This is a genomic window from Streptomyces sp. SID5785, from assembly GCF_009870065.1.
Lineage (GTDB): Bacteria > Actinomycetota > Actinomycetes > Streptomycetales > Streptomycetaceae > Streptomyces.
In genome coordinates this window covers 1-9,309 of sequence record NZ_WWIA01000067.1, presented here as the reverse complement: position 1 = coordinate 9,309, position 9,309 = coordinate 1, and the positions used below count along the sequence as shown (strand labels likewise).

The window sequence follows — 9,309 nt, the reverse complement described above, 5'->3', positions numbered from 1 at the left end:
TGGTGTGGATCCCGCGCCGGGCCGGGGAGCGCGGCGCGATCGAGGCCGGTGCGCTGCCCTCGCTGCTTCCGGGCGGCCGTCCGGCGACGGACCCGCGCGCGCGGGAGGAGGTCGCCGCCGTCTGGGGGGTGGCCGAACTCCCGCACAGCTACGGGCGCGACACGGGTCAGATCGTCGAGGCCGCCGCCGGCGGGGCGCTGAGCGCCCTGGTCGTCGCCGGCGTCGAGGTCGCGGACCTGCCCGACCCGGCCCGCGCGCGTGAAGCGCTTCACGAGGCCGGTTTCGTCGTCTCCCTGGAGCAGCGGCCGAGCGAGGTCACCGAGCTCGCCGACGTCGTCCTGCCGGTGGCCGCGGTCGCCGAGAAGGCCGGCACGTTCCTCAACTGGGAGGGCCGGGCGCGGATGTTCGAGGCCGCGCTCAAGCCGGACCAGATGACCCGCCGGGTCGCCCCGACCGACGGCCGGGTGCTGCAGATGCTCGCCGATGCCATGGACGTCCATCTGGGGCTGCCCGACCTGCGCGCGGCCCGCTCCGAGCTGGACCGGCTGAGCGCCTGGGACGGACCGCACGCCACCGAGCCCCTGGAGTCGGCGGCCGCCGCCCCACGGCCCGCGTCCGGCGAGGCGGTCCTCGCGGGCCACCGGCTGCTCCTCGACCTCGGTCGCCTCCAGGAGGGCGACGACGCGCTCGCGGGCACCCGGCACGCCGCTCACGCGCGCGTGTCGGCCGCGACGGCCGCCGAGGCGGGCGTCAAGGACGGCGACGTCCTCGCCGTCACCGGCGCCGCAGGCACCGTCGAACTGCCGCTCCAGGTCACGCAGATGCCCGACCGGGTCGTCTGGCTCCCGCTGAACTCCGCGGGCGGCGGCGTCGCCTCGGACGCCGGCGCCGTGCCGGGTGACCTCGTGAAGATCGGCCCGGCCGTCGCCGCCGGGGCCCCGGAGGTGGAGTCATGAGCCCGACGGCACTGAACCCGCTCGCCATCGAGGACCTGTCGATGTTCGGCAGGGACCCGTGGTGGCTCGTCGTCGTCAAGGCGGTGTTCTGCTTCGCCTTCCTGATGGTGACCGTGCTGTTCTCCATCGTGTGGGAGCGCAAGGTCGTCGCCTGGATGCAGCTGCGCATCGGCCCGAACCGGCACGGCCCCTGGGGCATGCTCCAGTCGCTCGCCGACGGCATCAAGCTGATGCTCAAGGAAGACGTCATCGTCAAGCGCGCGGACAAGGTGGTCTACGTCCTCGCGCCGGTCGTGGCCGCCATCCCGGCGTTCATGGCGATCGCCGTCATCCCGTTCGGCCCCGCCGGCAACGAGATCTCGATCTTCGGCCACCGCACCACGATGCAGCTCACCGACCTGCCGATCGCGATGCTCTACATCCTCGCGGTCGCCTCGGTGGGCATCTACGGCATCGTCCTCGCCGGCTGGTCGTCCGGCTCCACGTACCCGCTCCTCGGCGGTCTGCGCTCCTGCGCGCAGATGATCTCGTACGAGATCGCGATGGGCGCCGCGTTCGCCTCCGTGTTCCTCTACTCGGGCTCGATGTCGACGTCCGAGATCGTCGCCCAGCAGCACGACCGCTGGTACATCGTGCTGCTGCCCGTCTCGTTCCTCATCTACATCGTGACGATGGTCGGCGAGACGAACCGCGCACCGTTCGACATGCCGGAGTCCGAGGGCGACCTCGTGGGCGGCTTCAACACCGAGTACTCCTCCATCAAGTTCGCGATGTTCATGCTCGCCGAGTACGTGAACATGGTGACGGTCTCCGCGGTGTCCGTGACGCTCTTCCTGGGCGGCTGGCGCGCACCCTGGCCGGTGTCCACCTTCTGGGAGGGCGCGAACCACGGCTGGTGGCCGATGCTCTGGTTCGTCGTCAAGGTCCAGCTACTGCTGTTCTTCTTCATCTGGCTGCGCGGCACGCTCCCGCGCGTGCGCTACGACCAGCTGATGAAGCTCGGCTGGAAGGTGCTCATCCCGGTGTCCGTCGCCTGGCTGATGCTCGTCGCCACGGTGCGCACCCTCCAGAAGGAGGACTACGACTTCGCCGAGATCGCCCTGTACGTGGGCGGCGGCATCCTCGTGCTCCTGCTGCTCTCGTTCGTCGTGGACATCTTCCGCGACCGGGGTGCCAAGCAGGCCGCGGCCGAGGAGGCGGCGAAGCCCGCGGCGGCGTTCGACCCGATGGCGGGCGGCTTCCCGGTGCCTCCGCTGCCCGGGCAGGAGCTACCGCCCGTACCGCGCCGACGTCCGCGCCACGAGCGCGAGTTGATTGTCAGTGGCGGACCCGATACTGCGAGTGACGAATCACTTGGCGGATCTCGTGACGGAAAGGAGGCGTCCGATGGCTGACGAGAACGAGAAGGACACCGCGCCCGGGTTCATGAACCCCGTCGCCGGCTTCGGTGTGACCTTCAAGGCCATGTTCAAGAAGCGGCTGACCGAGCAGTACCCGGAGCAACCGAAGACCACCGCTCCGCGCTTCCACGGCCGGCACCAGCTCAACCGCCATCCGGACGGGCTCGAGAAGTGCGTCGGCTGCGAGCTGTGCGCCTGGGCCTGCCCGGCGGACGCCATCTACGTGGAGGGCGCGGACAACACGGAGGAGGAGCGCTACTCGCCGGGTGAGCGCTACGGCCGCGTCTACCAGATCAACTACGCCCGCTGCATCCTGTGCGGCCTGTGCATCGAGGCGTGCCCCACGCGCGCGCTGACGATGACCAACGAGTTCGAACTGGCCGACAGCAGCAGGCAGAACCTGATCTACACCAAGGAGCAGCTGCTCGCCGGGCTCGACGAGGGCATGGTCGACAGCCCGCACGCGATCTACCCGGGCATGGACGAGCAGGACTACTACCGGGGCCTGGTGACGGAGGCCGCGCCCGGCACCGAGCCCCAGGTCGCGGTCTCCAAGGGCGAGAAGCCCGCGGACGAGGAGGTGGAGGCATGAGCGCGCAGCTGGCCGCATACTCCACCTCCACGGGCGAGGCCTTCCAGTTCTGGGTCCTCGGCACCGTCGCCGTGATCGGCGCGCTGTGCACGATCCTGATGAGGAAGGCCGTGCACAGCGCCCTGTGCCTGGCCGGCACCATGATCATCCTCGCGGTCTTCTACCTGGCCAACGGGGCGTACTTCCTGGGCATCGTGCAGATCGTCGTCTACACGGGCGCGATCATGATGCTGTTCCTCTTCGTGGTGATGCTCGTCGGCGTCACCGCCGCGGACTCGCTCAAGGAGACCATCAAGGGGCAGCGCTGGCTCGCCGCCCTGTGCGGTCTCGGCTTCGGCATCCTGCTGGTCGCGGGCATCGCCCACGCCTCGCTGAAGGAGTTCAACGGCCTGGGCGAGGCCAATGCGAACGGCAACGTGTGGGGCCTGGCGAACCTGATCTTCAGCAAGTACGTGTTCGCCTTCGAGATCACCGGCGCCCTGCTCATCACGGCGACCGTCGGCGCGATGGTGCTCACGCACCGCGAGCGCATCGAGCGGGCCAAGACCCAGCGCGAGCTGGCCGAGCAGCGCGTGCGCGAGGGCAAGCACCTGCCGCCGCTGCCCGCCCCCGGCGTCTACGCCCGGCACAACGCGGTGGACATCGCCGGCCTGCTCCCCGACGGCACGCCCTCGGAGCTCACGGTCATGCAGACGCTGCGCGAGCGCGGCCAGATCCGGGACGTGTCCGGTGAGGCGCTCGACGACCTCAAGGCGCTCGAGCAGCGCTCGGCGGAGCGCCTGGAGCGCGACTCCCTCGACAAGGCAGAGGAGGCGTCGAAGTGAATCCGGTCAACTACCTGTATCTCGCCGCCCTGTTGTTCACGATCGGCGCGACCGGCGTGCTCATCAGGCGGAACGCGATCGTTGTGTTCATGTGCATCGAGCTGATGCTGAACGCGTGCAACCTCGCGTTCGTCGCGTTCTCTCGGATGCACGGCAATCTCGACGGCCAGATCATCGCGTTCTTCACGATGGTCGTCGCCGCCGCGGAGGTCGTGGTCGGGCTCGCGATCATCGTGTCGCTGTTCCGTACCCGCCACTCGGCTTCGGTCGACGACGCCGGCCTGATGAAGCTGTAAGGGGTCGTAACCAGTGGAGAACTTGATTGCGCTGCTGGTAGCGGCGCCACTGCTCGGAGCGGCCGTCCTGCTGTGCGGCGGGCGGGCGCTGGACCGGGTGGGTCATCTGCTCGGCACCGCGCTCGCGGCCGCCTCCTTCGTGATCGCGGCCGTGCTCTTCTCCGGTCTCCTGGACCGCAGCCCGGAGGACCGCTCGCTCAGCCAGCACCTGTTCAGCTGGATCCCCGTCGAGGGCTTCCGGGCGGACGTCGCGTTCCAGCTCGACCAGCTGTCCATGACGTTCGTCCTGCTGATCTCGGGCGTCGGCACGCTGATCCACATCTACTCGATCGGGTACATGGAGCACGACGAGCGGCGCCGCCGCTTCTTCGGCTACCTGAACCTGTTCCTCGCGGCGATGCTCCTGCTGGTGCTCGCCGACAACTACCTGCTGCTGTACGTCGGCTGGGAGGGCGTGGGCCTCGCCTCGTACCTGCTCATCGGCTTCTGGCAGCACAAGCCGAGCGCGGCCACGGCCGCCAAGAAGGCCTTCCTGGTCAACCGCGTCGGCGACATGGGTCTGTCGATCGCGATCATGCTGATGTTCACGACGTTCGGCACCTTCGCCTTCGGCCCGGTGCTCGACAGCGCCGGTGACACCGGCGAGGGCAAGCTGACCGCGATCGGCCTGATGCTGCTGCTCGCCGCGTGCGGCAAGTCGGCACAGGTGCCGCTGCAGTCCTGGCTCGGGGACGCGATGGAGGGCCCGACCCCGGTCTCGGCCCTCATCCACGCCGCGACCATGGTGACCGCGGGTGTCTACCTGATCGTCCGCTCGGGCGCGATCTTCAACGGGGCGCCGGACGCCCAGCTGGTCGTCACCATCGTCGGTGCCGTCACGCTGATGTTCGGTGCGATCGTCGGTTGCGCGAAGGACGACATCAAGAAGGCGCTGGCCGGCTCGACGATGTCGCAGATCGGCTACATGATCCTCGCCGCGGGCCTCGGCCCGATCGGCTACGTGTTCGCGATCATGCACCTGGTCACGCACGGCTTCTTCAAGGCCGGGCTCTTCCTCGGCGCCGGTTCGGTCATGCACGGCATGAACGACGAGGTCGACATGAGGAAGTACGGCGCCCTGCGGAAGTACATGCCGGTCACCTTCGTGACGTTCGGCCTGGGATACCTGGCCATCATCGGCTTCCCGGGCCTGTCCGGCTTCTTCTCCAAGGACAAGATCATCGAGGCGGCGTTCGCGAAGGGCGGCACCGAGGGCTGGATCCTCGGCTCGGTCGCGCTGCTCGGCGCCGCGATCACCGCGTTCTACATGACCCGCGTGATGATCATGACGTTCTTCGGCGAGAAGCGCTGGCAGCCCGACGCAGACGGCCACGAGCCGCACCCGCACGAGTCCCCGTCGTCCATGACGATCCCGATGATCGTCCTCGCGGTCGGCTCGGTCTTCGCGGGCGGCTTCTTCTCCATCGGCGACCGTTTCCTGCACTGGCTGGAGCCCGTCACCGGGCACGACCACGGGGACGCGCCGATCAGCGCGGGCGCGGTCACCGGCGCCACCATGGTCTGCCTGGTGATCGGCGTCGGCCTCGCCTGGCTCCTGTACGGGCGCCGCGAGGTCCCGGTCGTCGCCCCGCGCGGCTCGCTGCTCACCCGGGCCGCCCGCCGCGACCTCCTCCAGGACGACTTCAACCACGTCGTCCTGGTGCGCGGCGGCGAGCACCTCACCCGCTCGCTCGTCTACGTGGACCACACCCTGGTCGACGGCGTGGTCAACGGGACGGCGGCCTCGGTCGGCGGGCTCTCCGGCCGGCTGCGCAAGCTCCAGAACGGCTACGTGCGCTCGTACGCCGTCTCGATGTTCGGCGGTGCGGCACTCATCGTCGCCGCGACCCTGCTGATGAGGGCGGTCTGATACCGATGTCCTTTCCTCTGCTGACAGCGACGGCGGTGCTCCCGGCCGTGGGAGCCATCGCCACGGCCGCCGTACCGGCGAAACAGCGCACCGCGGCCAAGTGGCTCGCGCTGCTGTTCTCCGTCGCGACCCTCGTGGTCGCGGCGGTGGTGGCGGTCCGCTTCGACCCGGACGGCGCGCGCTACCAACTCACCGAGTCCCACGCGTGGATCGAGGACTTCGGGGTCCGCTACGAGCTGGGCGTGGACGGCATCGGGGTGGCGCTCGTCGCGCTCACCGCACTGCTGATCCCGTTCGTGATCCTGGCCGGCTGGCACGACGCCGACCCCCAGGAGACCGGCAGTTCACGGTGGCGTCCGACGCAGGGCTTCTTCGCCCTGATCCTCCTCGTCGAGGCGATGGTGATCATCTCCTTCGAGGCCACCGACGTCTTCGTCTTCTACATCTTCTTCGAAGCCATGCTCATCCCGATGTACTTCCTCATCGGCGGCTTCGGGGACCGTGCGGGCCCGCACGGCGAGAAGGAGGCCGCGACCCAGCGCTCGTACGCGGCGGTCAAGTTCCTCCTGTACAACCTGGTCGGCGGGCTCGTCATGCTGGCGGCCGTCATCGGTCTCTACGTGGTCGCGGGCAACTTCTCGCTCCAGGACATCGCCGCCGCCCGGGCGAACGGCTCGCTCGAGATGGCGACCAGCACCGAGCGCTGGCTCTTCCTCGGCTTCTTCTTCGCCTTCGCGGTGAAGGCCCCGCTGTGGCCGCTGCACACCTGGCTGCCGAACGCGATGGGCGAGGCCACGGCACCGGTCGCCGTGCTGATCACGGCGGTCGTCGACAAGGTCGGCACCTTCGCGATGCTCCGCTTCTGCCTCCAGCTCTTCCCGGAGGCCAGCAAGTGGGCGACGCCGGTGATCCTCGTCCTGGCGCTCGTGAGCATCGTCTACGGGGCGCTGCTCGCGGTCGGCCAGCGCGACATCAAGCGCCTGGTGGCCTACGCGTCGATCTCGCACTTCGGCTTCATCATCCTGGGCATCTTCGCGATGACCAGCCAGGGCCAGTCCGGCGCGACGCTCTACATGGTCAACCACGGCATCTCGACGGCCGCGCTCATGCTGGTCGCCGGATTCCTGATCTCGCGCCGCGGCTCGCGGCTCATCGCGGACTACGGGGGCGTGCAGAAGGTCGCCCCGGTGCTCGCCGGCACGTTCCTGATCGGCGGCCTGGCGACGCTGTCGCTGCCCGGACTCGCCCCGTTCGTCAGCGAGTTCCTGGTGCTTGTCGGCACGTTCACCCGGTACCCGGTGATCGGCATCATCGCGACGTTCGGCATCGTCCTCGCCGCGCTCTACACGCTGGTGCTCTACCAGCGCACCATGACCGGCCCGGTCAAGCCGTCGACCGAGGGCATCGCCGACCTGCGGGTGCGTGAGCTCGCGGTCGTGGTCCCGCTGATCGGCGTACTGATCTTCCTCGGTGTGTACCCGAAGCCGCTCACCGAGCTGGTGAACCCGGCGGTCAAGCACACCATGTCCGACGTCCACAAGAAGGACCCGAAGCCGGAAGTGGAGGCGGCTCACAAATGAGTGCTCTGGTGAGTGCCCCGACCGTCCACAGCCTGTGGACAATGGCGGCCCCGGCCCCCGACATCCCCGCACCGACGGTCGAGTACGGGCAGCTGTCGCCCACCCTGATCGTCATCGGTGCCGCGGTGCTCGGCATCCTGGTCGAGGCCTTCGTGCCGCGGAAGTCGCGCTACTACGCCCAGGTGTTCCTGGCCGTCGTCGCGCTCGCGGCCGCGTTCGCCGCCGTCGTCGCCCTCGCGGCCGGCGGGTACGGCACGACGAAGGCGCACATCGCGGCCATGGGCGCGATCGCCGTCGACGGCCCGGCCCTCTTCCTCCAGGGGACGATCCTGCTGGCGGGACTCGTCGCGATCTTCACGTTCGCGGAGCGCCGGCTCGACCCCGAGGCGCACGGCAACCGCGTCGACTCGTTCGCCGCGCAGGCCGCCGCGGTGCCCGGCAGCGACAGCGAGAAGGCCGCGGTCAAGGCCGGGTTCACCACCACCGAGGTGTTCCCGCTCGCCCTGTTCGCCATCGGCGGCATGCTGGTCTTCCCGGCGGCCAACGACCTGCTGACGCTGTTCATCGCGCTCGAGGTCTTCTCGCTGCCGCTCTACCTGCTGTGCGCCGTGGCCCGCCGCAACCGCCTCATGTCGCAGGAGGCCGCGGTCAAGTACTTCCTGCTCGGCGCCTTCGCCTCGGCGTTCACCCTGTTCGGTATCGCGCTCCTGTACGGCTACGCGGGCTCCGTCTCGTACGCCACGATCGCCGACGTCGTCGACGGCACCGTCCAGAAGGTGGACCCGGCGCTCGCCGGCACGATGGGCAACGACGCACTGCTGCTCGTCGGCATGGCGCTCGTCGTCATGGGCCTGCTGTTCAAGGTCGGCGCCGTCCCCTTCCACATGTGGACCCCGGACGTCTACCAGGGCGCCCCGACACCGGTCACCGGGTTCATGGCGGCGGCCACCAAGGTCGCGGCCTTCGGCGCCCTGCTCCGGCTGCTCTACGTGGTCCTGCCGGGCATGCGCTGGGACTGGCGGCCGGTCATGTGGGGCGTGGCGATCGTCACCATGCTCGCCGGTGCGATCGTCGCCATCACACAGACCGACATCAAGCGGCTCCTCGCGTACTCCTCGATCGCGCACGCCGGCTTCATCCTCGCCGGTGTCATCGCGACGAGCCCGGACGGCGTCTCGTCGGTGCTCTTCTACCTCGCCGCGTACTCCTTCGTGACCATCGGCGCCTTCGCCGTCGTCACGCTGGTGCGCGACGCGGGCGGCGAGGCCACGCACCTGTCGAAGTGGGCGGGGCTCGGCCGCCGCTCCCCGCTGGTCGCGGCCGTCTTCGCGGTCTTCCTGCTCGCCTTCGCCGGCATCCCGCTGACCTCCGGCTTCGCCGGAAAGTTCGCGGTGTTCAAGGCGGCGGCCGAGGGCGGGGCCGGTGCGCTGGTCGTGGTCGGTGTGCTCTCGTCCGCGATCGCCGCGTTCTTCTACATCCGCGTGATCGTCCTCATGTTCTTCAGCGAGCCCAAGGCGGACGGCCCGACCGTGGCCGTTCCCTCGCCGCTGACCATGACGACGATCGGTGTGGGTGTGGCGGTCACGATCGTGCTGGGGCTCGCGCCCCAGTACTTCCTGGACCTGGCGAGCCAGGCGGGGACGTTCGTGCGCTGACGCCGACGTCGATCGTGTGTTCCCGTGCCCGGCACTCTTGGGAGAGGGTGCCGGGCACCGGCATGTCCGGGCCTGTGGACAACATCGGGGGTTGTCA

8 protein-coding genes are annotated in these 9,309 nt (G+C 69.4%); all 8 read left to right on the top strand.

The window, feature by feature from the left end; translation table 11 throughout:
• A partial coding sequence (locus GTW43_RS02185; RefSeq protein ID WP_161299836.1) for a molybdopterin-dependent oxidoreductase occupies nt 1–956 on the top strand: 956 nt, incomplete at its 5' end.
• Entirely contained in the window at nt 953–2,350 is a 1,398-nt protein-coding gene (gene nuoH, locus GTW43_RS02180) for an NADH-quinone oxidoreductase subunit NuoH (protein WP_161299835.1), read from the top strand. The genes GTW43_RS02185 and nuoH, both read left to right, overlap by 4 nt.
• Nucleotides 2,343–2,948, top strand: coding sequence for an NADH-quinone oxidoreductase subunit NuoI (gene nuoI / locus GTW43_RS02175; protein ID WP_161299834.1), 606 nt, complete (start codon nt 2,343–2,345; stop codon nt 2,946–2,948). Before nuoH ends, nuoI begins: the two co-directional genes overlap by 8 nt.
• Nucleotides 2,945–3,772 carry an NADH-quinone oxidoreductase subunit J gene (locus GTW43_RS02170; RefSeq protein ID WP_161299833.1) on the top strand — a complete coding sequence of 276 codons (828 nt, stop codon included), beginning with the start codon at nt 2,945–2,947 and terminating at the stop codon, nt 3,770–3,772. The genes nuoI and GTW43_RS02170 overlap by 4 nt, the downstream gene beginning before the upstream one ends.
• A complete protein-coding gene (gene nuoK, locus GTW43_RS02165; RefSeq protein WP_161299832.1) occupies nt 3,769–4,068 on the top strand; it encodes an NADH-quinone oxidoreductase subunit NuoK in 300 nt (99 codons plus the stop codon). The genes GTW43_RS02170 and nuoK overlap by 4 nt, the downstream gene beginning before the upstream one ends.
• A gap of 13 nt (nt 4,069–4,081) precedes the next feature.
• The gene (gene nuoL, locus GTW43_RS02160) at nt 4,082–5,977 is read left to right on the top strand and encodes an NADH-quinone oxidoreductase subunit L (protein ID WP_161299831.1); all 1,896 of its coding nucleotides are present in this window, start codon (nt 4,082–4,084) and stop codon (nt 5,975–5,977) included.
• Between the two features lie 5 nt (nt 5,978–5,982).
• A complete protein-coding gene (locus GTW43_RS02155) occupies nt 5,983–7,557 on the top strand; it encodes an NADH-quinone oxidoreductase subunit M (RefSeq protein ID WP_161299830.1) in 1,575 nt (524 codons plus the stop codon).
• An 8-nt stretch (nt 7,558–7,565) separates the two neighbouring features.
• Nucleotides 7,566–9,212, top strand: a complete 1,647-nt coding sequence (gene nuoN / locus GTW43_RS02150; RefSeq protein WP_161299829.1) for an NADH-quinone oxidoreductase subunit NuoN — start codon at nt 7,566–7,568, stop codon at nt 9,210–9,212.
• The last annotated feature ends 97 nt before the right edge of the window (nt 9,213–9,309 follow it).

Excerpts from the sequence above, each read along its gene's own strand:
- nuoI (WP_161299834.1), top strand. The coding sequence starts at position 2,343 with ATGGCTGACGAGAACGAGAAGGACACCGCGCCCGGGTTCATGAACCCC.
- GTW43_RS02155 (WP_161299830.1), top strand. The coding sequence starts at position 5,983 with ATGTCCTTTCCTCTGCTGACAGCGACGGCGGTGCTCCCGGCCGTGGGA.
- GTW43_RS02170 (WP_161299833.1), top strand. The coding sequence starts at position 2,945 with ATGAGCGCGCAGCTGGCCGCATACTCCACCTCCACGGGCGAGGCCTTC.
- nuoH (WP_161299835.1), top strand. The coding sequence starts at position 953 with ATGAGCCCGACGGCACTGAACCCGCTCGCCATCGAGGACCTGTCGATG.